We start from the raw sequence: 24,714 nt of genomic DNA, 5'->3' as shown, positions 1-24,714 counted from the left end.
CGTCACCTCCACGCCACATCGCTGTGGCGGTCGACGGTCCCGCTGACGACACTGGCCGCGGTGTTTCCGCTCCGTACGGCCCCTTCGAGGGTGTCCGGCCAACCGGTGTCGGTCCACGCGCCCGCCAGCACGAGTCCCCGTTCGGCCGTGCGCGCGGCCGGACGCGACGACCTCGCGCCGGGGACGGGCCGAAACGTGGCCGCGGGCTCTCTCGTGACGAAGAAATCCAGCAGTCGCGCTTCTCGAACCGCGGGAAACAGCCTTCGCAACTCCGGTAGGTACTGCTCACGCAGCAGTACGGAGCGCGTCCTCACCTCCTCGTGAGCCGCGGACAACGAAATCGCCAGATACTGGCCGCGTGGCGCGTCCGCGGCTTCCGTCCGGTCGAACAACCACTGCACCGGGGAGTCCAGGGCGGCGGCCATGGACAGGTCGGTGACCCTGCGGTCGAAATGGGCGTGCACGTTCACGATGGGCGCGCGCGACAACGCGGAGAGGTCTACTCCGGCGGGTGAGGTTCGGTCAGCCAGCAGTTTGGCGGCGGCCGGGTGCGGAACGGCGAGGACAACCGCGTCCGCGGTCAGTTCGTACTCTTGCTCGGCGCTCACCCGCACGCGGTATTCGCCCGGTTCGCCGGATATCTCCAACGCCTTGTGCCGGGTCAGCGGCAGCACGCCCGCCTCGGACAGTTTCCGCTGGGCGGGATCACCGTGCACTTCGCTCAGCGGACGACGGATCACCCCGATGTCGCCCCCGGTGGTGGTGTCCAACATTCCGGTACGGAACACTTTGACCGCCTGGGCCAGCGATGCCTCGTCGGGCCGGGAATTCAACGCCGCGACGCAGAACAGTCCCCACAGCGTCGCCACGGAGCGGTCCGATTCGCCACGAGAGCGCAGCCAACTCCCGAAGTCGGTGCGGTCCAGGGCCGGATCGTCCGGGTCCAGTCCGCGCAGTGCCAGCGCCGTCCGCGCCGCGGTGAGCCGTTGCAGTGGGGACAGCGCACGATGTCCCCACAGTGCGGGCAGCAGGTGTCCCGGCGCGGGCAGCTCGGCACGCCGCAATGCCCAGCCGGGACCGTGCGGGGTGATCACCGGGACACGGAATCTCGGTTGGATCCGCACCCTGTCGAGGGTGCCGAGACGTCGTAGCAGTGCGAGGTACTCGGTGTAGCAGCGCAGAAAGACGTGTTGTCCGGTGTCCACGGTGAGCTCGCCACGGGAGAACGAGTAAGTGGCTCCTCCCAACCGGGAGCGCGCCTCCAACAGGGTCACGTCGAAACCGGCGTCGCGACAGCCGAACGCGGCGGAAACACCGGCCAGACCACCACCGATGACCACTACCCGCCCACGGGTCATGATTTCATCCCCGCCAGTGAACGAGCCGCTACGATCATTTTCTGCCTGCCCGGCAGTGTGATCCTGCCACGAGTCACCGCGGCGGGATCATCCGCGATGTGCCGCAGCAGCTCGTGGTATATCCCCGCCATCGCCGCGCAACAGGCGCGGCTGCGGTGATCGAGCAGGGGAAGCAGCCGCAAACCCTCGGAGTACCACCCTTCGATTCGACGAGCCTGGAAACGCACGAGCTCGTTCAGGGCATCGGGCGGGTCGGTGAACATCCCCCGCGAGTCCAGTTCGAGTGAGACACCGAAACGACGCAGGTCCTCGGCCGGTAGGTAGACACGGCCGCCGCGGCGATCCTCCAGCAGGTCGCGCAGGATATTGGTCAGTTGCAACGCCACTCCGAGGGAATCGGCACGCTGGGCGGCAGGTCCGGTGACCTCGTGACCGAACACCCCCAGCGAGAGGCGGCCCACCGATCCGGCGACACAACGGCAGTAGTGCGTGAGTTGTTCGAAGGTGTCGTAGCGAGTGCCGCGTACGTCGGCCTCGCACCCGTCGATGAGTTCGTGGAACACCTCCAGCGGCACGGGCAGCCTGCGGGCGGTGTCGGCCAGTGCCACCAGTACGGGGTCCTTGGTGTCCGGGCCGACATCGTCGATATCCTGTCGTGCCTGTTGCAGGCGTAGCAGCTTCTGCTCGCTCGACAACGAACCGTCTCCGATGTCGTCCACCCTGCGGGCGAAGGAGTACACGGCGGAGAGCGCGCCACGTTTGACCGGAGGCAGCAGCCGTATTCCGTAGAAGAAGTTGCGTGCCTGGGTTCGGGTGATCCGTTCGCAGTACCGGTAGGCGTCACGGACTCGGTCGTGTTCGAGCCCTGCCGAGGACGACATCGAGAGGCGCACCCATTCGGAGAGGATCCTCCTCCGATTGGGACGCACCTCCACCGCCAGTGGGTCGTAGCCGGCCGGTTCGAAGGCCCGTGCCGTGGCCACCCCACCTGCCACGTAGCCCGCGACCGCCATCCGGGCCAGTCCGGACAGCCGCCCTATCAACGGTTGACCGGATCGCAGCAGTTCCAGCGCGCGATCCACTTCGAACCACACGGCCCCGCGCAGTTCGGCGGATGCGGTTGGGGCCGCGAGCTCCGATTCCGCACACCCGAAGTCCCGCAGGTCGTTGAGCGGCATATAGATTCTGCCCTGGCGAAAGTCCTCGCCGATGTCCTGGCAGTGTTCCAGGATCTGCAAAGCGGAACAGATACGGTCGGAAAGTCGGATCAACTCCGGCTCGGCCCGGCCGAAGATGTAGAGGACCAGTTCCCCGATCGGATTGGCGGCGTAGTAGCAGTAATCGAGCAGTTCCTCGAAAGTGGAATAACGACGTACGTGCTGGTCCCGCCGATTCGCCTCGATCAACCGGGAGGGGAGCGCACGGGGAATACCGCAGGCACGCACGGTCGGTGCGAACGCGCGCAGCAACGGAAGTCGTGGTGTGCCGTCGTAGGCACGTCCCAGATCCGCCTCGAGAAGTTCCAGCAACCCCTCACGGGGACCGCACGCCTCGTCCCCGGCGTAATCCACCAGTCGGGCGAAGCCGTACACGGCCATGAGGTGTTGTCGGATCCGGTACGGCAGTACTCGGGCGGCGACGGTGAAGTTCTCCGACTGGGCCCGCGCCAGCACCTCGCCCGCCTCTGGCAGCTGGCCGGGTAGCACCATCTCGAACGATCGCGCCGACTGCCGAGCAGGGCGGGCACGGTCCGGTATCGCAGCCATGACCACCTCCTACCCCGCACAGCTGATGAGGGCGTTCATTGTGGTCAGCGTAGATCGCTGAGCGACACAGCGCAGGCTTACTGACCTCGTCCGATTGAGTGACTTAGTGAATACTTCATGTCACTGAAAGTGCAACCCCCAGTGCAGTCGCTCCCAGCTCGGTCGCTCCGCATCGGGTGATGTTCAGTCCCTGACGGACCGCACTGTCAGTCGGCCGAATGCCGTGGCGGCAACCGCCACCACCAACGCGCCCACCGCGAAGAAGAATCCGAGCTGTGCGGCCACCCACATTCCCGGTGAACCGAGCGGGGCACCGATCGGAGTCGCGACGCCTTCCGTACCCCACAGCCTGCTCAGACTGGGACCGATCACCAGCCAAACTCCGCCCGCCATCGCCAGCACACTGGCCACACTCGCCAGAAACCGATTCCCGGTGGGCACCAACAACAAACCGCCGAACAGGATGGCCAGCGCGGGCAGCACGCACATCCACAGCCGGTCGATGGTGAAGCTCCACGGCTGCGTGTTACCGAAACCGTAACCGAAGTAGGGACCGACGAACGGGATCAGGCCGGTCCAGGCTCCCAACAGGACGAGCAGCACTCCGCTGAGCACTCCCCGGCTGCGCCGCACGCTCGACATCGAACCACGGGTGGTGTTCGGTGCTCCCGCGTAGTGCTCGGCCAGCCTTCCCTCCAACTCGGGGCGCAACTCGGCGTCCGCGGCGGCCGTGGGAGCGGATCGCACCTGGCGTTTGCTGGCCGTGATGCGTACCGCTCCCTGGCCGGGGTCGGCGTCGTGCAGCGGAACGAAACGTTGTTTGCCACCCGCGCGCACCACTCCCCACGTGGGTGAGCCGCTTCGGGGTCCCAGATAGACCTGCTCCAACTTGCCCAACCGTGAACCGTCACGGTCCACCACGGTCCTGCCCGACAGGTCCGGCCCCGATTCCGCCCCGGTGTGTTCGGGACCGGGTTCGGGGTCGTGGTGTGGTGTGGACACCGTGACCACCTCGCATTCTCAGGTCGCCCGGTATCAGGTCGTCCGGTAGGAGCCACCGCTGTCGTCGCCCCGCTCGGTCTCGGCGGGTGCTCCGCTCGGTTCCGGAGCGGTTCCCGCGCCCCGCACCGTCCAGTTCTGGGACTGTTCGGCGGTTTCCGCAGCCTGTGGGGAGGCGGCCTGTTCGGCGCCGGTGAAGTTGCGACGGTAACTCGAATTGATCATCTCCGCGGCGGCCTCCCTGCCACCGAGACCGAAGGCCAGTGCCGAACCCAGAGCTATAGCCCCGACCAGGGCCACATAAGTCACGGTGACGATCACCGGAGCGATACGAAGCTGCGTGAGAATCATGAACACACCGATCGCCATAACCAGCGCCGGAGCCGCGGTACGCGCCATGCGACCAGCGGGTGTGTCCCCCAGCGTGCGTCCGGCCAACGTACCCACGGCTCCCGCGACGGCCGCGGCGACGAGGAAAATCGCCAGCGCGGCGATCACACGCGGGAGATAACCGAGCACCACGTTCATGAAGCCGGTCAGCGCGGGGATACCGAGCGTTCCGATCGCCGAGGACAACACGAAGAGCATGATCACGGCGAACACGACGGTACCTATCAACCTCGAGGGGCTGCCTCGGGGACTGAGACGCTCCACATAACGGGCTCCCTGGCCGGCACGGGACATCCGGTCGTCCAGATGGAGCCGACGCAGCAGCCGCGTGACGAGTGCCCGAAGGAGCCTCGCGACGATGTAACCGATCACCAGCACCAGAAGCGCACCGATCAGCTGCGGCAGATAGCTGACCAGCTGTGTGAACCCGCTCTGCAGGCTGTCGAGGACGTTGAACCCGGTTCCTTGCGCTAGGACCATATCCATGGCACGCCTCCTACTGCAGGCATCGTGTGGGATCCGATTGCAAACCCGCACGGACCGGCGCGCAAATCCGGACGAACTCCTCCCCCGGATTTCCCCAGCGGTTCGCCGGAGGTGTTCACTCCGGCACGACTTCCAGACCCCTGGCCGGGGTTTGTGGCTTCGACCACCCGGGAACCCGCCTGGAGTGGAACGGATGAAATTCAGGCACGAACTGGCACAACAGCTGCGAGTGGACTCGATCAGAGCCGCCGATGCGGCGGGCTCGGGTCATCCCACCTCGTCGATGTCCGCGGCCGATCTGATGGCGGCATTGCTGGACGGTCACCTGAGACTGGATTTCGACCAACCGAAAGACCCCCGGAACGATCACCTGGTCTTCTCGAAGGGGCACGCCTCTCCGCTGTTGTACTCCTGCTTCAAGGCCGCCGGAGCGATCGACGACGCGGAGCTACTGACGTTCCGCGAATTCGGCAGCAGGCTGGAAGGCCACCCAACCCCCGCCCTGCCCTGGGTGGACGTGGCCACCGGTTCACTCGGGCAGGGACTGCCGGTAGGAGTGGGGCTGGCACTGACCGCCGCGAAACTGGACACGTTGGGCAACCGGGTGTGGGTGCTGTGCGGCGACAGCGAAATGGCGGAAGGATCGATCTGGGAGGCGTTCGAACACGCCGCTCACTACCGGCTGGACAACGTTGTCGCACTCGTGGACGTCAACCGTCTCGGCCAAACCGGCGAGACCATGCACGGTTGGGACCTGAAAGCCTACTCGGATCGTGCCCGCGCCATCGGTTGGCACACCGTGGAGGTGGACGACGGACACGATCCGGAACGGATCGAGGCCGCGCTGAACGAGGCGGAAGCGACACGGGGACGGCCGACAGCCGTCGTGGCTCGCACCAGAAAGGGCAAGGGAGTCAGCGAGGTCGAGGACCTGCCGGGTAAACACGGCAAACCACTGCAGGACCCGACCGCGGCCATCGAGGAACTCGGCGGAACGCGCGAGCTGCGCGTCAAGGTGAACCCGCCCGAGACGGTGGGCGACCCCCACACCTTCGCTACGGCCTACGAACCACCCCCCGTTTTCGAAGTCGGGGACACCGCGGCCACTCGCAAGGCTTACGGACAGGGGTTGCGAGCACTGGGATCCCGACGTGGCGAGGTGGTCGCGCTGGACGGTGAGGTGTCCAACTCCACGCATTCGGAGCAGTTCCGCGAAGCGCATCCGCAACGGTACTTCGAAATGTACATAGCCGAACAGCAGATGCTGGCCACAACGGTGGGGATGCAGGCACGGGGGTGGATACCGTTCGCCTCCACCTTCGCGGCGTTCCTGAGTCGTGCCTACGACTTCATCCGGATGGCCGCGGTCAGCCGTGCCGCGTTGAATCTGATGGGCTCACACGCCGGAGTCGCGATCGGCGAGGACGGCCCTTCCCAGATGGCGCTGGAGGATCTGGCCGCCATGCGTGCGGTGCACGGCAGCACCGTGCTGTACCCCTGTGACGCGAATCAGACGGTCGGCCTCCTCGAACCGATGGCCGACCGGGAGGGCATCTGTTACCTGCGGGCGAGCCGTGGTGCCACTCCGGTGATCTACGGGCCCGACGAGGACTTCCCCATCGGCGGTGCCAAAACTGTGCGGCAGGGTGAGCACGTGACCCTCGTGGCAGCGGGCGTGACCCTGCACGAGGCACTGGATGCCGCGGAGCGGTTGGCCGAGGAGGGTATCCGGGCACGGGTGGTCGACCTGTACTCGATCAAACCGATCGACATCGAAACCCTGCGCCTGGCGGCCGAGGAGACCGACGGGTTGGTGACGGTGGAGGACCACTGGCCCGAGGGTGGACTCGGCGACGCGGTGCTCGCCGCGCTCGCCGAAGCGGGAGCCAGTGTGCCCGTGACGAAGTTGGCGGTCACCGAGATGCCCGGTTCCGGTAAACCAGCCGAACTCCTCGCGCAGGCCGGAATCGACTCGGCGGCCATCACCCGCGCCGCCCGGGAGCTGGTACCCAGCTCGGGTACTCGCTGACACATTCCCGGTTCCGGTGGCGTACCGCCCTTCCGGGTGATACGCCACGCCGGGAAAGCCCTGGCCGGTACCCGTCGGGTACGGATGGGCGAGAATGCTCATCGCAACAAGGGATCAAGGCCGGTCGAAGGGCTGAACAGGATCGTGACGACGTCGATTCACCAAAGGATCGCCGACGAACTCGGCGTGGGCGCCGAGCAGGTCGAAGCCGCCGTGCGGCTACTGGACGACGGGGCGACGGTGCCGTTCGTCGCCCGCTACCGCAAGGAGGCAACCGGAGCGCTCGACGACGAGCAGCTGCGTACGCTGGAACAGCGGCTACGCTACCTGCGCGAGATGGAACAGCGGCGCAACACGATCCTCGAAGAGATCCGCAAGCAGGAAAAGCTCGACGACGAGCTCCACAGCCGGATCATGGCCGCCGATTCCAAGGCCCGGCTGGAGGATCTGTACCTGCCGTTCAAACCCAAGCGCCGAACCAAGGCACAGACAGCCCGCGAAGCGGGACTGGAACCGCTCGCGACCGGGCTGCTGGACGACCCGGGACAGGACCCCGAGACCTCGGCAGCCGCGTACGTGGACGCCGACAACGGTGTGCCCGACACCGCGGGCGCACTGGCCGGGGCACGTTCCATCCTGGTGGAGCGTTTCGCGGAGGACGGCGATCTCATCGGGCAACTGCGCGAACTGGCCTGGCAACGGGGCCGGTTGTCCTCGAACGCTCGCTCCGGTGCGGCCGAGAACGATTCGAAGTTCACCGACTACTTCGACTTCGCGGAGTCGTTGGGGACGCTGCCCTCGCACCGGGTGCTCGCGCTGTTCCGCGGCGAGAAGGAAGAAGTCCTCGAACTCACCCTCGATTTCGATCCCGACAGCTCTGACGGGCAGGGATCGGCCGACGGGCGGGCACCGAGTGACTACGAACGACGTATCGCCGCCAGGTTCGGCGTCGAGGACCGCGGCCGGGCCGCCGACGCGTGGTTGCGTGAAACCGTGCGCTGGGCGTGGCGCACCCGGATCATGGTTCACCTGGACATCGACCTGCGCAACAGGCTGCGGCAGCGGGCCGAGGACGAGGCCGTGCGGGTGTTCGCGGGAAACCTTCGCGATCTGCTGCTGGCCGCCCCCGCCGGACCACGTGCCACGATCGGTCTCGATCCGGGCTACCGGACAGGAGTGAAGGTGGCCGTTGTGGACGCCACCGGCAGGCTCGCCGAAACCGCCACCATCTATCCGCACGAGCCGCAGCGGCGTTGGGAGGAGGCGCTCGCGACCCTCCAGCGGTTGGTCGACCGACACGGGGCGCGACTGCTCGCGGTCGGCAACGGAACGGCCTCCAGGGAGACCGACAAACTGGCGGCGCGACTGACCGAGTCCCGCGACGGCCTGATCAGAGTCTCGGTCTCGGAGGCGGGAGCCTCGGTCTATTCCGCCTCGTCCTACGCGTCGCGGGAGCTCCCCGAAGTGGACGTTTCGCTGCGCGGGGCCGTCTCGATCGCCCGGCGGTTGCAGGACCCACTCGCGGAACTCGTCAAGATCGACCCGAAGTCGATCGGAGTCGGGCAGTATCAGCACGATGTTTCCGAGTCGAAGCTCTCGCACTCGCTGGACGCGGTGGTCGAGGACTGCGTCAACGCCGTGGGCGTGGACGTGAACACCGCCTCGGCGCCGCTGTTGAGCCGCGTTTCCGGTATCAACACCGGGCTGGCCGAGAACATCGTGGGCCACCGCGAGACGAACGGGCGCTTCCTGTCCAGGAAGGCGCTTCGGGAGGTCTCCCGGCTGGGGCCGAAAGCGTTCGAGCAGTGCGCCGGATTCCTGCGGATCACCGACGGCGACGACCCGCTGGACTCCTCCAGCGTCCACCCGGAGAGCTATCCGGTGGTGCACCGGATCGTCGAGTCGACCAACAGCTCGTTGGACGGGATCATCGGTAATCGCGGTCTGCTGCGCGAACTGCGGGCCGCGGACTTCGCCGACGATTCCTTCGGCCTCCCCACCGTGACCGACATTATCTCCGAACTGGAAAAACCCGGACGCGATCCCCGTCCGGAGTTCCGCACCGCCAACTTCGCCGAGGACGTCCACTCGTTGAACGACCTGGCACCCGGCATGGTGCTGGAAGGGGTGGTCACCAACGTCGCCGCGTTCGGTGCGTTCGTCGACGTCGGGGTGCATCAGGACGGCCTGGTACACGTCTCCGCGATGTCCAAGTCGTTCGTCAACGATCCGAGGGAGGTCGTCAAACCGGGCGAGGTCGTACGGGTCAAGGTTCGTGAGGTGGACGTGAACCGCAAACGCATCTCGCTGACACTTCGGCTGGACGACGACGTCACTCCCGCCGGAAGTGGTTCCGGAACGGAGTCCGGTGACTCCGGCAAGCGGACGCGCGGTTCCGCGGCCGACGGCAGGGCCGGGGCGAAGCGCGGCAGCGGCGCCAACCAACGACAGGGCAAGCAACAGGGCAGACAGCAGGACAAGCGCGGCGCGGGCAGCGGGGCCATGGCTGACGCCCTGCGACGCGCGGGTTACCGCGAGGACTAGGCGGTACGGATCGTGCGGCGGGACGGATGCGTGGCCGTCCCGCCGCAAGATTTCCGGAAGGCCTCCGCTGCCCGGCTCGGCGCGCTGTCCGCGCTCGGCCGACCTCGTGCACCGGAGAGGTACGGCGATGAGAGCTTCCGCGTGGATTGACTCGCCTCCGGGCCACACCAGCCGTGTGCGGAAATCCACTTCGTACCGATGGTTCGGGACCAGTGCGCTGCTCGCCGCCACATAGGATGCACGTATGCCGAGTACCTCAGACCGCGACCACGAGATCGAGGAGCTCAAGAGCCGGCTCGCCGCCTATCGGGACTCCGCTGTAGCTGATGCGCAGGCGGTGCGCTTCCGGATACTGTACGCGGCCCTGGGCAGCGTGCTGTTGGCGTTGTCCGGTGGACCGTGGCTGCACTCGCAAGAGTACCGAGACTACGAGAAAACCACCGGGTTGTTCCGATTGTTCGAGCTGGTGGATCCGGACTCCGTCGGCGTGATCGGCGTGGTGCCTGTGGTGCTTGTGGCGCTGGCTGTAGCGTGCCTGGGCGCGTGTGCCCCGACATCGGCCAGCATGCCGGCGCATGCGAGCCTGGCCGTTCTCGCGGGTACTGCCGCTGTGTTGTTCGGGGTGTTTGTGGGCACCACGAGCGACGACCAATCAGCGGGGGCCTCGGCTTGGCTCGCCCTCGTGATCGCCATAAGCATCGCCGCTCTGGCCGCCGGGCGAACCGTGTCCCTGAGACAGGTCGACGGGCACGCGTACCGAGCCGACCCGCCGGCGTAACGGTTGAGCCCCTGATCGATCTCAGGTCACCCGCTCACAAGAACTCACCAGTCCGAAAACCACGCTCTCCCCGCAGCGGCGGAGGACAAGGCGGACAGGTGTAACGAAGCCTCGTTCGCCGCGCGGTGGAACGAAGTCCTCGGGTCGACACACCACCTGTGCGACGGCAAGCATCACGGCCGGGGCGACACGACCAACCCGGAACGGGTTCCTCCGGCGTTCGCTCCCGTGGAACATTGACTTCGAGCGAACTCGAATTCGCAGGATTCCGACGGATCGTTTTCGGCAGCACGGAAGGTCTCGCATGGACAACGGCGGAGTGAGTTGGGCGACGATGCGTTCACTCACCAGGGACAGCTCGGTGACCAGACAGCGTCTCCCACCGGGACTGGCGAAACGCATCCTCGGCTACGCGCGTCCCTACACACGGATCATCGTTCCGTTTCTGCTCGTGGTCGCGGCCACAGCCGTGCTGGGAGTGGTTACCCCGCTACTGTTCAAAGCGATCATCGATCGCGGCATCGTGCCGGGGAGACTGAACGTGGTCGTCTGGCTGTCGGTGGGGGTTGCCGGGGTCGCGCTGCTGGAAGCGGTGCTCACGCTGCTGCAACGCTGGTTTTCCTCCCGTCTGGGGGAAGGGCTCATCTACGACCTGCGCCGGGACGTGTTCGACCACGTGCAGCGGATGCCGCTGGCGTTCTTCGTGCGTGCACAGACCGGAGCGCTTACCAGCAGGCTCAACAACGACGTCATCGGAGCGCAACGCGCGTTGACCAGCACGCTGTCGGCGGTGGTGTCGAACGTACTGAGCCTGGTGCTGGTACTGGCGGCGATGTTCGCGCTGTCCTGGCAGATCACGCTGATCGCGCTGGCCCTGCTGCCGCTGTTCCTGTTCCCGGTGCGGTGGATAGGCAAGCGTCTGCAACGCGTCACTCGGGAACAGATGGCCGTGGACGCCGAGATGAGTTCCCTGATGACGGAGCGGTTCGGGGTCGGCGGGGCGATGCTGACCAAGCTCTACGGCAGGGCCGACGAGGAAACCGAGCAGTTCGCCCGCAAGGCCGAACGGGTCCGAGACCTCGGAGTGCTCTCGGCCATGTACAGCAGGGTGTTCTTCGTCGGACTCACGTTGGTGGCCGCGCTGGCGACGGCGGTGACCTACGGACTCGGCGGAACGCTGGTGATCGGTGGTTCGCTGCAGCTGGGAACCCTGGTGGCGCTGACGACGCTGCTCACCCGGCTCTACGGTCCGCTGACATCACTGTCCAACGTGCACGTCGACGTGATGACCGCGCTGGTCAGTTTCCACCGGGTCTTCGAAGTGTTGGATCTGCCGCCGATGATCCGCGAACGGGAGGACGCGATCGAGCTGCCGCGCGACTCAACGAGCCTCGAATTCGACTCGGTCTCGTTCCACTATCCCGGTCCCGAGGAGGTCTCCCTGGCCTCACTGGAATCGGTGGCCCGTACGGAGAGCGGTCCGGCACAGCAGGTGCTGCACGACGTCACGTTCCGGGCCGAACCGGGCGAGATGATCGCGCTGGTCGGGCATTCCGGGGCGGGCAAAACCACGATCGGCCATCTGGCCGGACGGTTGTACGAGGTGGACTCCGGCGGTGTTCGGGTCGGCGGGCACGACATCCGGAACGTCACGCTGTCCTCGCTGTACTCGACCATCGGCATGGTCACGCAGGAAGCCCACCTGTTCCACGACACCATCCGGGCGAACCTCGCCTACGCCGCGCCCGGTGCCACCGACACGGAGTTGTACCGAGTGCTGCGGACCGCGCAGCTCGAAGAACTGCTGGACGAACTGCCCGAAGGGCTGGACACCGTCGTCGGGGACCGCGGCTACCGGCTCTCCGGCGGCGAGAAGCAGCGACTGGCCATCGCCAGGTTGCTGCTCAAACAACCGCCGATCGTCGTTCTCGACGAGGCGACCGCCCATCTGGACTCCCGTTCGGAGGCGGCCGTGCAACAGGCGCTGCTTACGGCGCTTACGGGACGTACATCAGTGGTGATCGCCCACCGACTGGCCACCATCCGCCGCGCTGACCGCATTCTGGTGATAGCCGAGGGAAGAGTGGCCGAGCAGGGCACCCACGAACAGCTGCTGGAACGGGGCGGCCACTACGCCGAGCTTTACCGGACCCAGTTCGACGAGCAGGGTTCCCGAGGCCGGGAAACACCCCGGGAAACCACCACACACCTCCGGGGGGCGTGATGACGAACGGAGTGGCTCCCGATCCCGGAGCCCTGCTCGACAGCCGGGCTCGACAACCGGGCTCGACGACCGGGCGGGCCGGAACCGTCACCTGGCTGTTCTGCCCGCCTGGGGAGCCACCCGTAGATCCGCCTCGATCTTGGCGGCCGTCTCCAGTAGCGGTGGCAGCAGCTCGTTTCGGGCGTCCTCCGCACTCGTCCTGCTCGCGTGGGAGGAGACGTTGACCGCGGCGACGACACTGTCGGTGCGGTCCCGGATGGGGGCCGCCAGCGAACGCAGCCCGGCTTCGAGTTCCTGATCGACCACGGCCCATCCCTGTGTCCGGATACGTTCCAGTTCCCGCCTGAGCGGACCCACGCTGGTCAGGGTCTGCGGCGCCAACGGTTCGGGACGCACCCGGCGCAGGTAGTCGGTGAGCTCCTGCTCGCCCAGGTTCGCCAGCAACACCCGCCCCATCGAGGTGGCATAAGCGGGGAAGCGGGTGCCGATGTTGATCGCCACGGTCATGATCCGGGAGGTGGGGACGCGCCCCACGTAGACGATGTCGTCCCCGTCCAGGACCGACACCGAGACCGACTCGTGGACCTGGGCGGCCAGCCGTTCGAGGTGCGGCTGCGCTATCTCCGGCAACGACAGACTGGACAGGTAGGAGAATCCCAGCTCCAGCACGCGGGGGGTCAGCGCGAACAGCCGACCGTCGGTCCAGACGTAGCCCAACCGCACGAGCGTGTGCAGGAACCTACGAGTCGCCGCACGTGAGAGCCCCGTGACACGGGCGACCTCACTCAGCGTCATCTCCGGCCTGGTCTCGTCGAAGGCGCGGATCACCATCAGCCCACGCGTCAGTGACTGCACCGGCCCCACGACTCCGGAATCGGCCTCGGACTCCATAGCCACCCCCGCCTCGGTTCTGTCAAGCACCGTTCTCGTCGGCTTCCGCGTCGAGAATCCGGTCCGCAAGCGCGAAAGCACTGTTGGCTTTGGGAACACCGGCGTAAACGGCCACGTGCATCAGTACTTCTCTGATGGTCGAAGGTTCGACGCCGTTGCGGCGTGCCGCTCGAACGTGCATCGCGAGCTCGTCGTGGCACCCGGTAGCGGCCAGAATCGCCAGGGTCACACAACTGCGGGTCGGACGATCCATTCCCTCCGAGGCCCAGAGTTCTCCCCACGCGTAGCGGGTTATGAAGTCCTGGAACGGCTCGGTGAACTCGGTTTTTCGTTCGATCGCCCTGTCGACGTGTTCGTCGCCGAGCACCTGCCTGCGCACCGTCATGCCGATGCCGGTGACCTCGGGGGAAACGGGTTCGCCGGACGTGGTGGACATCCCCTCGCCCTCCGGTGTGAAGTGTTCGACGAGCAGGCGATTGACCCGCTCGGCCTGTTCGACATTGGCCAGATGCGCGGCGCGTTCCAGCAGGGACAACCGAGCGCCCGGGACGCCGGCGACGATGCGTTCGGCGTGTTTCGGTGGTGTCGCCGGATCATCATATCCCGCCACCACGAGTGTGGGGGCGGTGATTCCGCCGAGCCGATCCCGCAGGTTCATCCCCGCGATGGCCTCACAGCAACCGGCGTACCCCTCGTCGTCACTCGCCGCGATCATTCCACCGTACTTGGTGACGACATCCGGTCTGGAGGCGAACTCCGCGGTGAACCACCGATCGAGGGTGGAGTCGACCATCTCCCGAGTGCCGTTGGCACGCACGAACGCCGCCCGTTCGCGCCAGTTCTCGGGCGGTCCGAGCTCCGCCGATGTGCACAGCAGAGCGAGTCCACCGATCCGCTCCGGGGCGTTGACCGCCAACCACATGCCGGTCATACCGCCGAGTGAAACGCCCGCGAAGTGCGCTTCGGCGATATCGAGGTGATCGAGCAGGTCGAGCACGTCCCGCCCGAGAGTTTCCAGATCGTACGGTCCGGGAGTGGCGGGAGTCTTGCCGTGTCCACGCTGGTCGTAACGCAGCACGCGGAAGTGGCCCGACAGCTCGGGCAATTGCTCGTCCCACATCGTCCGGTCGGTACCCAACGAATTGGACAGCACCAACACGGGAGCCTGGGGCGGACCGGTCAGCTCATAGTCCGGGATCACCGGCACTCGTCTCCTTCCAGCGTGTGTGGGCGGCCAGGGCGCGGTCGATGAATTCGTCCGCCGAACCGAGATAGTCGCCGGGCTCGGTCAAGTCCAACACATCTCGTTCGGACAACACCGCGCGTACGGTTTCGTCCGCCAACAGCTCGGCGCGCAGGGTACTGCCGTCACGACTCACCCGCCGGGAGAGTTCCCCGACGAGCTCACTCGCCACGACAGGTCCGAGCTCCGTGGCGAGTGCCGTGGAGATCCGCTCTGTCAACAGGACTCCACCGGACAGCTCCAGATTGGAGCGCATCCTGTCCGCGTCGACCTCGAGCTCGCCCAGCATCTCGCCGGTTACCGCCGCCGCCGAACCGGTCAACCGCAACAGCTCGTTGAACGGCTCCCACTCCGCCTGCCAGGCACCCGCCGCGCGTTCGTGTTCCTGCGGCACGGCGCTCAACAGGGTCGCCACGAGGCCCGGTGCCCGGCGAGCTGCCGCGTTGACCCGGACGGCACGAACCGGGTTGCGCTTGTGCGGCATCGCCGAGGACCCCCCGGAGCGGCCTTCGGCGAGCTCGCCGACCTCGGTCTGGGCGGCCAGTTCGACGTCCAACGCGATGTTGCCCAGAGCACCGGCCACGGTGCCCAACGAGGTCGCCAGGTCGACAACACGGGTCCGGTCGGTGTGCCACGGCAGAACGGGTTCGGCCAGCCCGAGTCGTTCGGCCAACGCGGTGGTCACCCGCACACCGTCCGAGCCGAACGTCGCCAGTGTGCCCACCGGGCCTCCGAACTGCACCGCCAACCTGTGTCGCCATATCCCGGCAAGCCCCTCGGCCGCTTCGATCACCGCGACGAGCCAGCCGGCGGCCTTGCGCCCGAAAGTGGTCGGCAGGGCGTGCTGCAGCAGAGTACGGCCGGTGATCAGAGTGTGGCGATGCTCCTCGGCCAGCCGAGCACACTCGTCGGCGACCACGCGCAGCTCACGCAACGACGCGCGAACGGCTTCCCGTGCCACCAGCATCGCGGCGGTGTCCACCACGTCCTGGCTGGTGGCACCGCGGTGCACGTACGCGCCCGCTTCCGCGCTCACCCCGGCGGTGAGGTCCTTGACCAGCGGTATGACCGGAGTCGCCGAGTCCGCCGCACGCCGGGCTGTCGAGTCGACGTCGAAATCCTCGCTCCGGCGGCACCGATCGGCGATCTCCTCGGCCACCGCGGTGGGCACCAGGCCAACGTCCGCCTGGGCGAGGGCCAACGCACCCTCGAAGTCGAGCATGGCCCGCAACCAGGCGGCAGGCGCGGTGAGTTCGTCGAACCCCTCGGTGACGAACGTGGGAGTGAACAGTCCAGTGGCGGTCTCAGACCGCGAAGAAGATGGTCTCGTCATCACCCTGCAACCGGATATCGAATCGGAAGCCGTCGGCCGTCGCCGTCGCGACCAGGGTATCCCTTCGGGCGGGATCGACACCGGACAACACGGGATCGACGGCGTTGGCCGCGGGTTCGTCCGGGAAGTAGATCCGGGTCACGACACGGTCCAGCAACCCGCGGGCCAGTACCGTGACGTTGATGTGCGGGGCCTCCGTCTCCCCTGCCGGAGTGGGCAACGCGGCCGGCTTGACGGTGCGGAACCAGAACTCCCCGTCCGGCCCGGTGGCACACCGCCCGAAACCGGGGAAGTCCGTGGTCTGTTGCCGGGGATCGTCCGGATGCGCGAACCCGCCCCGCTCGTCCGCCTGCCAGATCTCGATCAACCCGTCGGGAATCGGCTCCCCCGCACCGTCCGACAACCGGCCACGCAGCATCACCGCCTCGGGGGCTTCCGGAGGGAGGAGTTCGGGCCCGTCCGGCCACGGCAGACCTCCCGGCAGCGCGAAGAACGGTCCCACCGTCTGCGACGGGGTGGTGGCCGGCCGGGAAACGTGAGTCACCTCAACGGATCGCTCAGTCGTCATCGTCGTCCTCGTCCTCTTCGAAGGGAGTGGCGTGACTGCCACGCAGCACGATGTCGAAGTGGTACGACAGCGCCCACTCCGGAATCGTGCTGTCCAGGTCGAACTCACAGATCATCCGCTCGCGCGCTTTCGGGTCACGCACCGACTGGAAGATCGGGTCCTGGTAGAACAACGGATCGCCCGGGAAGTACATCTGGGTGACCAGGCGCTGGGTGAAGGCACGCCCGAACAGCGAGAAATGTATGTGGGCGGGACGCCAGGCGTTGTCGTGGTTGCGCCACGGATAGGCACCCGGTTTGATGGTGACGAATCGGTAGTGACCGTTCTCGTCGGTCATGCACCGGCCCGTGCCGGAGAAATTGGGGTCCAGCGGAGCCGGGTGGCGATCACCAGCGTGGCGGTAGCGGCCGGAGGCGTTCGCCTGCCAGATTTCGACGAGAGCGTGTGGCACCGGTTTGCCGTCCGAGTCCACGACCCTGCCGCTGACCACGATTCGCTCGCCCAGCGGTTCGCCCCCGTGCTGCACGGTCAGGTCGTGGTCGGTCTCACCGACTCGCTCGTGCCCGAGTACCGGACCAGTGATCTCGGTGAGATTCTGTGGCAGCAACTGCAGTGGACGAAGCGGGCTGCGCAGCGACGTCGAAAAGTACTCCGTGGTGTCCAGCGCGGGATGGCTGGCATCGTCGCGCTCGTACTTGGGCAGGATCAATCGATCCGACGGTTTGCCGATCGAGTCGGTGGACATGCTCGCTCCTGATGATTACCGGTTCATGCGTGCAGGACGACCGCGAGGCCTTGACCGACGCCGATGCAGATAGCGGCCAGTCCCCAGCCACCTCCCGCCCGACGCAGCTGATGCGCGAGGCTGGTCAGGATCCGCGCACCGGAAGCGCCCAGCGGGTGTCCGAGAGCGATCGCACCACCACGTTGATTGACTATCTCCGGGTCCAGTTCCGGCCACTCGGCCAGACAGGCGAGCGACTGGGAGGCGAACGCCTCGTTGAGCTCGACAGCGGTGAGATCGCCCCAACCGATCCCCGCACGTCGCAGCGCGGTACGCGCGGCACGCACGGGACCGATCCCGAATACGTCGGGGTCCACCGCCGCCACCCCGCGGCTGACGACCCGTGCCAGCGGTTCGGCACCGACCTCGTCAGCAGCGGCACGGCTTCCGAGCAGTACAGCGGCGGATCCGTCGTTGAGCGGGGACGAGTTGCCCGCCGTAACAGTGCCATCAGCCCGGAAGGCGGGCTTGAGCTTGCCGAGCGCTTCCTCCGAGGTGTCGGCACGCACCCCCTCGTCCCTGGTGAGGTCCGTACCCGGCACCGGCACGACCTCGTCCTCGAAAAGCCCCTGCTCCCAGGCGGCCGCCGCCCGCTGGTGGCTGCGTACGGCGAAGGCGTCCTGCTCGGCGCGACCGATACCGTACTTGTCGGCCAACAGCTCGGCACTCTCCCCGAGTGAAATGGTCCATTCGGGGGGCATCTCGGGATTGATCATCCGCCAGCCGAGTGTGGTGGAGTGCAGCGTCTCGTGTCCCCGTGGATAGGCGCGCCCCGGCTTCGGCAGTACCCAGGGGGCGCGACTCATGGACTCGACGCCGCCCGCCAGCACCAGATCCCCGTCACCGGTCTGCACGATTCGACTGGCCTCGATCACCGCTTCCAGGCCGGAGCCGCACAGCCGGTTGACCGTCGCCCCCGCGACGCTCGTCGGGAGCCCGGCCAGCAGGGTCGCCATGCGGGCCACGTTGCGGTTGTCCTCGCCCGCACCGTTGGCGTCACCGAACAGCACGTCGTGTATCCGTGCCGGGTCCAGTCCGGGAACCCTCTCGAGGAGAGCCCTGATCGTGTGGGCGGCCAGATCGTCGGGACGCACCTCGGCCAATCCCTTGCCGTAACGCCCCACGGGGGTGCGAACCGCTTCGAGTACGTACACCTCGTCGCTCAAGAAGACTCTCCATTCCCGACAGTAGCTTTGAGTTCCCGCAGGATCCGCAGTTCCCGATCGGTGGGAGGATGCTGCACGCCGAGTTCCTCGGCGACGCGAAGCGGCCAACCGGTAGCCGCGCGGACCTGTTCCACCTCGACCCCGGGAGCCAGTCCGGTCAGTGTCAGTTCGTTCGTTCCCTCGTCGGGTCGCAGCACACCGAGGTCCGTGATGACCTTGACCGGACCGCGTCCCGGCAGTCCCAATCGCGCTCGGGCCGCGCCGTCCCTTCCGTACCCCACGGAGGTGATGAAGTCCACGTCGGGAACGAAGGCACGCGGGCTGTGCCGCATCACGATGAGCACTTCGCCGCAGGAGGTGGCTATCTCCGGCGCCCCGCCGGCACCCGGCAATCGAACCTTGGGGTCTTCGTACTCGTCACCGATCACGGTGGTGTTGATGTTGCCGTACCGGTCGACCTGAGCACCGCCCAGGAATCCGACGTCCACTCGTCCCGGCTGCAACCAGTAGTTGAAGATCTCGGGAACACCGACCACCGAATCGGCCGTCTCCGCGAGCACTCCGTCTCCGATGGACAGCGGCAGCCGCTGCGGTTTGGTACCCAACGTCCCGGACTCGTAGATCAGAACCAGTTCGGGCGCATGTGTGCGGCGCGCGAGGTTGGCAGCCGTGCTCGGCAATCCGATCCCCACGAAACACACCGACTCGTCGTGCAGCGACCGTGAAGCGGCCACGGTCATCATCTCGTCCGAGGTGAATTCCGAGGTTGTCGGTGTCTCTGACAGCTCCCCGGTCATCGGGCGCTCCTCTCCGGCTCGTGGATCTCGCTGTCCAACCACTCGCGGAACCGATCGCGGTCCCTGCTGATCGCGTCCCAGTCCTGGTAGTAGGCGTTGTCCCGTTCGGAGTAACCCTGGGCGTAGGAAGGGTGTGCACCGCCGGGAACCTCTGCCACGGCGGTGACCGCCCAGCTCGGCAGCACCACGGCTCCGGGCTGTTCCGGCAATTCGTCGACCATCTCCTCCACGGTCACCAGCGAACGTACCGAGGCCAACACGGTTTCCTTCTGCACTCCCGTGATACCCCAGAACTGCACGTTGCCCGCACGATCGGCACGCTGCGCGTGGACGATGCCGACATCGGGGTTGAGCGCGGCCACAGCCGCCAGTTCCTCACCGGTGAACGGACAGCGCACCGTGCTGATCGTGTCGGTGTGCTCCGGCAGGTCGGTCCCCGCGTACCCCCGCAGCACGGCGAACGGCAGACCGGAGGCACCCGCGACATAGCGGTTGGCCATCCCGGCGTGACTGTGCTCCTCGATCTCCAACGGCACGGGCCAGGAGTGCTGGATCGCGTCCCGGAAGCGGTGCAGTGAACCGACGCCGGGGTTTCCACCCCAGGAGAACACGAGCTTACGTGCGCAGCCTGCGCCGATCAGCTGATCGTAGACGACATCGGGCGTCATCCTGCACAGCGTGAGATCACGTCGGCCCGCACGAATGATCTCGTGCCCCGCCGCCACCGGGATGAGATGCGTAAAACCTTCCAACGCGACGGTGTCACCGTCGTTGACCAGCTCGGCCACGGCCGTGTCGAGCTGCAGTATGCGTGCCACTGGTCACCCCGTTCAGCGGTTTCGCTTGGTGTCCGAACTCACAACGACACCCACGGTTTGTTCGCAAAGAGAACGTTCGTGCTTCCTGCGAACATAATTGAGCGACAGCACGCGGGTCAATATCGCGTCGGAAACGAAACCCCGGGAGGGCAGCGTGGCCACGCGCGCCCGGACACGAAAAACTCCCGGTGGTCAGCGGACCACCGGGAGTTCACTCAGCGCGCCCGGACGGATCAGTACTCGCCCACTGTCTCCAAACCGGGAAGCGGAAGTCCCACCCTGCGCGACAACATCCCGAGCACGGCGTCCCGAGCAGCTGTGATGTCGGTGGTACTGGTGTCCAACCACAGATCAGGATCCACCGGATCCTGATACGCCGCGTCGTAACCGGTCAGGCCGGACAGCTCACCAGCGGCGGCTCGTCCGTAGAGGCCCTTCGGGTCACGCCGCATGCACTCGGTGACCGGAGTGGCGACGTGTACTTCGAGATAGGGGCATCCCAGGCTGTCGTGCTGGGCACGCACATCGTCCCTCGCGGTGCTGTAAGGGGCGATAACCGGGACCAGCACTGTGACACCGTGCGTGGCCAGCAATTGAGCCACGAATCCGGTCCGGCGCACGTGCGTGTTCCGGTCTGCCTGAGTGAATCCCAGATCGGCCGATAGGTTGGTCCGTAACTGATCCCCGTCGAGAACCTGGACCCTTCCACCGCGCCGCCTCAAGTACTCGGCCACCGCCTGCGCGATGGTCGACTTGCCGGCACCGGGCAGCCCGGTCAACCAGAGCGTGGCTCCCAAGGATCCCATAGCGCATCTCCCTACTGGCCTAGGTCGGGGCCTTACCGAATATGCCGGTGGGTGTTCCACGATTCCGGAATCGCATGAAAGATGATCACATGAGCGACACCGACGCCAACCGAGTCTACGTACACATCGGTTCCCCCAAGACCGGAACTACCTACCTGCAGGAGATCCTCTGGAACAACAGGGAGGCCCTGCGGGAGGCGGGCGTTCACTATCCGGGCACTCGCCCCGACGCGCACTTTCACGCTGCCATGGATCTGCAGAACACGCAGTTCCAGGTGGACTGGTTCGACGACAACGTCCCGAATGCCTGGGAAAACCTGGTCAAGCAGGCTGCAGACGGGCCCGCGACCGTAGTCATCTCGCACGAGCTGTTCTGCACGGCCACCCCGGAACAGATCGAACGCGCGATGGCCGATCTTTCCTTCGCCGAGGTTCATCTGGTCTGCACGGTGCGGGACCTGCAGCGTCAGCTACCCGCCGTGTGGCAGGAGGACGTCAAAAACCGGCACACCATATCGTTCGAGGACTTCGTGGCCGGAGTACGGGGCACGGTCGCCGAACCGGACATGCTCAGCAAGCTGTTCTGGCACCGGCAGGACGTCCCCGAGATCCTGGCCAAATGGGGCCGGTCGATCCCCCCCGAACGGGTCCACGTGGTTACGGTGCCTCCCGCCGGCAGTTCCACCGACCTCGTATGGCACCGCTTCGCCGAACTCCTGGGACTGCGCCCCGAGGAGTACGACACCCGGGTGCAGCAGCGGAACCGCTCACTGGGCGTAGCCGAGACGGAACTCATCCGTCGCCTGAACCAACGGCTCAACGGCAACATCGACTGGCCCACGCACGACCTACGTGTGAAGCGGAACCTGGCGGAAGAGATCCTGGGAAGCCGCAAGGCCCGCAATCCGCTCGAAGTACCCGAACAACACCGGGAATGGCTGCGACAACAGTCCGAGCGGATTACCGAGGCACTGGCGGAAAGGGGTTATGAGGTGATCGGTGACCTCGATGAACTCCGTCCCGCCGTAACCGACGGCCCCGAAGTGGTCCCGGATCACCCCGATACGGCCGAACTGGCCGAAGTGGCGATCGAGGCGTTGGCGGAGGTGATCGGACGCGAGACGGCGCGACAACGAGCGCAGCAGGAACCGAAAGCTCCGCCGACACCGGAAGCATCAAAAGCTCCGGGCTTGCGGGAGAGCCTGGTGCTGTCCAGCGATCGGCACCCGACGCTGCGGATCGCCCTGGGAGCGTACCGCCGGATCAAGCGGATCTCGCTTCGGGCGGCGGCTCACCGCGGGAAGCAGTGAGCCCGCGTAAGCACCGCGACGAGCTCAGCGCACGGACAGCACGAAAACCGGTTCAGTGACGCTGACGCAACCAATCGGCTGCCTCCCGCAGTGCTTCCGCCGTGATGTCGTGTCCGCCGGGATGGCGGTGCGTGGTCACCTCGGCCCCGCGGTCACGCAGCGTGCCGACGAGTCGGTTCACCGAGGCCATCGGCGCCATGGGGTCGTGTTCGCCGTTGGACATCCACACCCGGGTGTCGGTCAGGGAGTGACGCGGTGTGTCGACGATCGGCGACATCGCGGCGAACAGCACGGCTTCGGTGAGCACGTCCGGGCGCAGCAGCGTCAGCGCCGCGGCGATGTTGGCGCCGTTGGAGAATCCGACGGCGACCAACCCGCGATCGGCTATGCCGTAGTGGTCGCGAGCCTGTTCGACGAACTCGGCCAGTTCCCCGGCCCTGCGAAGGACGTCCTGTTCGTCGAACACTCCCTCCTCGTACCGGTGGAACCACCGCGCCACACCGTTCTCCGAAACACTGCCGGCGGGGGACAGCAGCGCCGCTTCGGGATCGATCCGGTATCCGAGCGGGGCCATGTCACGCGGCGTGCCACCTGTCCCGTGCAGCATCAGCAGTACCGGTGAACGCGGGTCACCTTCGGTGAACTCATGGCGGAGCGGCAGTTCGGAAGTGCTCATGAGACCGGCCTTTCCGGATTGTTCTCGCTCGGCAGGTCCAGTCGGGGCAGTGCTGCCTCGATCTGTTCCCTGCTGGGTTCCAGCCATGGCGGGAGCTTGAGTGCCCGTCCCAGTTCGAGCAGGGGTTCGTCGGCGGTGAAGCCGGGTTCGTCGGTTGCGATCTCCAGCAGTGCTCCGCCCGGCTCGCGGAAGTACACCGACCGGAAGTACTGCCGATCCAACACGGACGTGACCGAGACACCGCTCTCGACCAGTTCCGAACGCCAGGCCGCCTGCGTCGACTCGTCGGGCGCTCGCCAGGCCACGTGGTGCACGGTACCGGCGGCGACCAGACCTCGCTCGGCACCGGGACGCACCAGCACGTCGACGTAGGTGCCGGGACCGCCGTCACCCGCCGCGAAGCGGAAACGATCGCCCTGCCGCTCGGTCAACGAGAGCCCCATTCCGGTCAGCATCCCGGCGGTGGCGTCCGCGTCGTCGACGGAGAGCGAGACCGAGTGCAACCCGCGAATGCCGTGTTCGGGCGGAACGATGCCGTTGTCCCAGGGGGCACGGGGATCCGGCTGCCGGTGCGCGACCAGCGACAGGGCAAGCCCGTCCGGATCCCGGAAGGTCAACGTTTCCTCGTCGTCGCGGGACTGTACCGGGCCGACCTCGACCCCGGCGTCGGTGAGGTGGCGCTGCCACCAACCCATGGATCGTTCCGGCACGGAGAAGGCGGTGGCGGTGGCCTGACCGTTGCCGTGCTTACCGGGTGGAGCTCCGTGGAACGGGAAGAACGTCATCAACGTGCCGGGCCGGCCGGACTCGTCACCGTAGTAGAGGTGGTAGGTGCCCGGATCGTCGAAGTTGACGGTGGTCTTGACCATCCGAAGCCCCAGAGTACGCAGGTAGAAGTCCGCGTTGCGCTGCGGATTCCCCGCGATGGCGGTCACGTGGTGCAGCCCACTGGTGGCGATACCCATTTCAGCCCTCCGAACGAGGAAGCGATTGGTGCTCGGCGCGGAATCGACCGCCGGGGCACGGGGCGGAGCCCGATCTCAGCACCGACCCCGCGGCTCCCGGCGGGTCTCACGCACGGTACTCAGGCCGAGCCGGCCCGCAGGGCTCGGGCGACGTTGACGACTCGACGAGCCTGCACTGACGCCGCTTGCCTGGTCTCACCGTCGACCTTGAACTGTCCCTGACCGTCGACGTGGCTGGTTCCATAGGGATTGCCGTCGACGAACTTCGAGCCATCGGTGTAACCGGGGCTGACCAGGATTCCGCCGAAGTGGTGCACGCTGTTGTACAACGCGAGCAGCGTGGACTCCTGACCACCGTGCTTGGTCGAGGTAGAGGTGAACCCGCTGTAGACCTTGTCCGCGAGCAACCCCTGTTGCCACTGCGGTCCCAGCGAGTCGATGAACTGCTTGAGCTGGGCCGCCACGTTGCCGTAGCGCGTGGGGCTACCGAAGATCACGGCATCGGCCCAGACCAGGTCGTCGGGGGTCACCTCGGCGACAGCCCTGGTGGCTTCGAGATTCGCGCGCCACGCGGGATTGGCGTCCACGGCCTCATCCGGAGCGAGTTCGGCGACTCGCCGCAACCGGACCTCGGCACCGGCCGCTTCGGCTTCGGAGACCAACGCGTTGGCTATTTCGGCGACGACGCCGGTGGCCGAGTAGTAAACGACCGCGAGCTTGACCGGACCGCTCATCAGTACGACTCCTTCGAATGCCGGGCGTCGCCCCTGTGGTCGACGCCTT

At 66.7% G+C, this 24,714-nt stretch carries 21 protein-coding genes; 5 read left to right on the top strand and 16 right to left on the bottom strand.

Annotated features, from left to right (window positions below; translation table 11 throughout):
* Window positions 1-2: 2 nt before the first annotated feature.
* From hpnE to J2S53_RS03460, 4 genes are all read right to left on the bottom strand, one after another.
* Window positions 3-1,358, bottom strand: a complete 1,356-nt coding sequence (gene hpnE / locus J2S53_RS03475) for a hydroxysqualene dehydroxylase HpnE (protein ID WP_456239732.1) — start codon at window positions 1,356-1,358, stop codon at window positions 3-5.
* Window positions 1,355-3,124 carry a squalene synthase HpnC gene (gene hpnC, locus J2S53_RS03470; protein WP_456239731.1) on the bottom strand — a complete coding sequence of 590 codons (1,770 nt, stop codon included), beginning with the start codon at window positions 3,122-3,124 and terminating at the stop codon, window positions 1,355-1,357. Before hpnC ends, hpnE begins: the two co-directional genes overlap by 4 nt.
* A gap of 183 nt (window positions 3,125-3,307) precedes the next feature.
* On the bottom strand, window positions 3,308-4,126 hold the full coding sequence (locus J2S53_RS03465) for a PRC-barrel domain-containing protein (protein WP_456239730.1): 819 nt from the start codon (window positions 4,124-4,126) through the stop codon (window positions 3,308-3,310).
* Between the two features lie 33 nt (window positions 4,127-4,159).
* Entirely contained in the window at window positions 4,160-4,999 is an 840-nt protein-coding gene (locus J2S53_RS03460; protein ID WP_456239729.1) for a mechanosensitive ion channel family protein, read from the bottom strand.
* Between the two features lie 193 nt (window positions 5,000-5,192).
* Between J2S53_RS03460 and J2S53_RS03455 the strand changes: the two genes are divergently transcribed.
* From J2S53_RS03455 to J2S53_RS03440, 4 genes are all read left to right on the top strand, one after another.
* Entirely contained in the window at window positions 5,193-7,028 is a 1,836-nt protein-coding gene (locus tag J2S53_RS03455; protein WP_456239728.1) for a transketolase, read from the top strand.
* Between the two features lie 84 nt (window positions 7,029-7,112).
* The gene (locus J2S53_RS03450; RefSeq protein ID WP_456239727.1) at window positions 7,113-9,572 is read left to right on the top strand and encodes a Tex family protein; all 2,460 of its coding nucleotides are present in this window, start codon (window positions 7,113-7,115) and stop codon (window positions 9,570-9,572) included.
* Window positions 9,573-9,816: 244 nt separating this feature from the next.
* Window positions 9,817-10,350, top strand: coding sequence for a hypothetical protein (locus tag J2S53_RS03445; protein ID WP_456239726.1), 534 nt, complete (start codon window positions 9,817-9,819; stop codon window positions 10,348-10,350).
* A gap of 304 nt (window positions 10,351-10,654) precedes the next feature.
* Window positions 10,655-12,574: an ABC transporter ATP-binding protein gene (locus J2S53_RS03440; protein WP_456239725.1), complete on the top strand. Its 1,920-nt coding sequence runs from the start codon at window positions 10,655-10,657 to the stop codon at window positions 12,572-12,574.
* Between the two features lie 87 nt (window positions 12,575-12,661).
* Here the strand turns inward: J2S53_RS03440 and J2S53_RS03435 are convergent, their stop codons facing one another.
* The 9 genes from J2S53_RS03435 to cysC all read right to left on the bottom strand — a co-directional run bounded on the left by J2S53_RS03435 (window position 12,662) and on the right by cysC (window position 20,980).
* Window positions 12,662-13,465 carry an IclR family transcriptional regulator domain-containing protein gene (locus tag J2S53_RS03435; protein WP_456242688.1) on the bottom strand — a complete coding sequence of 268 codons (804 nt, stop codon included), beginning with the start codon at window positions 13,463-13,465 and terminating at the stop codon, window positions 12,662-12,664.
* Window positions 13,466-13,487: 22 nt separating this feature from the next.
* Window positions 13,488-14,666: a bifunctional 3-oxoadipate enol-lactonase/4-carboxymuconolactone decarboxylase PcaDC gene (gene pcaDC, locus J2S53_RS03430; RefSeq protein WP_456239724.1), complete on the bottom strand. Its 1,179-nt coding sequence runs from the start codon at window positions 14,664-14,666 to the stop codon at window positions 13,488-13,490.
* Window positions 14,650-16,041 (bottom strand): 3-carboxy-cis,cis-muconate cycloisomerase, encoded by a 1,392-nt coding sequence (gene pcaB, locus J2S53_RS03425; protein ID WP_456239723.1) that lies wholly within the window; start codon window positions 16,039-16,041, stop codon window positions 14,650-14,652. Before pcaB ends, pcaDC begins: the two co-directional genes overlap by 17 nt.
* Window positions 16,013-16,609, bottom strand: coding sequence for a protocatechuate 3,4-dioxygenase subunit alpha (gene pcaG, locus J2S53_RS03420; RefSeq protein WP_456239722.1), 597 nt, complete (start codon window positions 16,607-16,609; stop codon window positions 16,013-16,015). Before pcaG ends, pcaB begins: the two co-directional genes overlap by 29 nt.
* Window positions 16,599-17,354 carry a protocatechuate 3,4-dioxygenase subunit beta gene (pcaH, locus tag J2S53_RS03415; protein ID WP_456239721.1) on the bottom strand — a complete coding sequence of 252 codons (756 nt, stop codon included), beginning with the start codon at window positions 17,352-17,354 and terminating at the stop codon, window positions 16,599-16,601. Before pcaH ends, pcaG begins: the two co-directional genes overlap by 11 nt.
* A gap of 23 nt (window positions 17,355-17,377) precedes the next feature.
* Entirely contained in the window at window positions 17,378-18,559 is a 1,182-nt protein-coding gene (locus J2S53_RS03410) for a thiolase family protein (protein ID WP_456239720.1), read from the bottom strand.
* Window positions 18,556-19,356 carry a CoA-transferase subunit beta gene (locus tag J2S53_RS03405; RefSeq protein ID WP_456239719.1) on the bottom strand — a complete coding sequence of 267 codons (801 nt, stop codon included), beginning with the start codon at window positions 19,354-19,356 and terminating at the stop codon, window positions 18,556-18,558. Before J2S53_RS03405 ends, J2S53_RS03410 begins: the two co-directional genes overlap by 4 nt.
* Window positions 19,353-20,174 (bottom strand): CoA transferase subunit A, encoded by an 822-nt coding sequence (locus J2S53_RS03400; protein WP_456239718.1) that lies wholly within the window; start codon window positions 20,172-20,174, stop codon window positions 19,353-19,355. The genes J2S53_RS03405 and J2S53_RS03400 overlap by 4 nt, the downstream gene beginning before the upstream one ends.
* Window positions 20,175-20,407: 233 nt before the next feature.
* A complete protein-coding gene (gene cysC / locus J2S53_RS03395; protein ID WP_456239717.1) occupies window positions 20,408-20,980 on the bottom strand; it encodes an adenylyl-sulfate kinase in 573 nt (190 codons plus the stop codon).
* An 89-nt stretch (window positions 20,981-21,069) separates the two neighbouring features.
* Between cysC and J2S53_RS03390 the strand changes: the two genes are divergently transcribed.
* Window positions 21,070-22,290, top strand: a complete 1,221-nt coding sequence (locus tag J2S53_RS03390) for a hypothetical protein (RefSeq protein WP_456239716.1) — start codon at window positions 21,070-21,072, stop codon at window positions 22,288-22,290.
* Between the two features lie 52 nt (window positions 22,291-22,342).
* Here J2S53_RS03390 and J2S53_RS03385 read toward each other — a convergent pair whose 3' ends face one another.
* The 3 genes from J2S53_RS03385 to wrbA form a co-directional block, all read right to left on the bottom strand.
* Entirely contained in the window at window positions 22,343-22,966 is a 624-nt protein-coding gene (locus J2S53_RS03385) for an alpha/beta hydrolase (RefSeq protein WP_456239715.1), read from the bottom strand.
* Window positions 22,963-23,931, bottom strand: coding sequence for a ring-cleaving dioxygenase (locus tag J2S53_RS03380; protein ID WP_456239714.1), 969 nt, complete (start codon window positions 23,929-23,931; stop codon window positions 22,963-22,965). The genes J2S53_RS03385 and J2S53_RS03380 overlap by 4 nt, the downstream gene beginning before the upstream one ends.
* A 119-nt stretch (window positions 23,932-24,050) precedes the next feature.
* Window positions 24,051-24,665 carry an NAD(P)H:quinone oxidoreductase gene (gene wrbA, locus J2S53_RS03375; RefSeq protein WP_456239713.1) on the bottom strand — a complete coding sequence of 205 codons (615 nt, stop codon included), beginning with the start codon at window positions 24,663-24,665 and terminating at the stop codon, window positions 24,051-24,053.
* Between the last annotated feature and the right edge of the window lie 49 nt (window positions 24,666-24,714).

The organism is Actinopolyspora lacussalsi, from assembly GCA_030803735.1.
GTDB classification, from domain to species: Bacteria; Actinomycetota; Actinomycetes; order Mycobacteriales; family Pseudonocardiaceae; genus Actinopolyspora; species Actinopolyspora lacussalsi.
The sequence above is the reverse complement of the archived record's forward strand: the minus strand, read 5'-3'. Positions and strand labels throughout refer to the sequence as shown.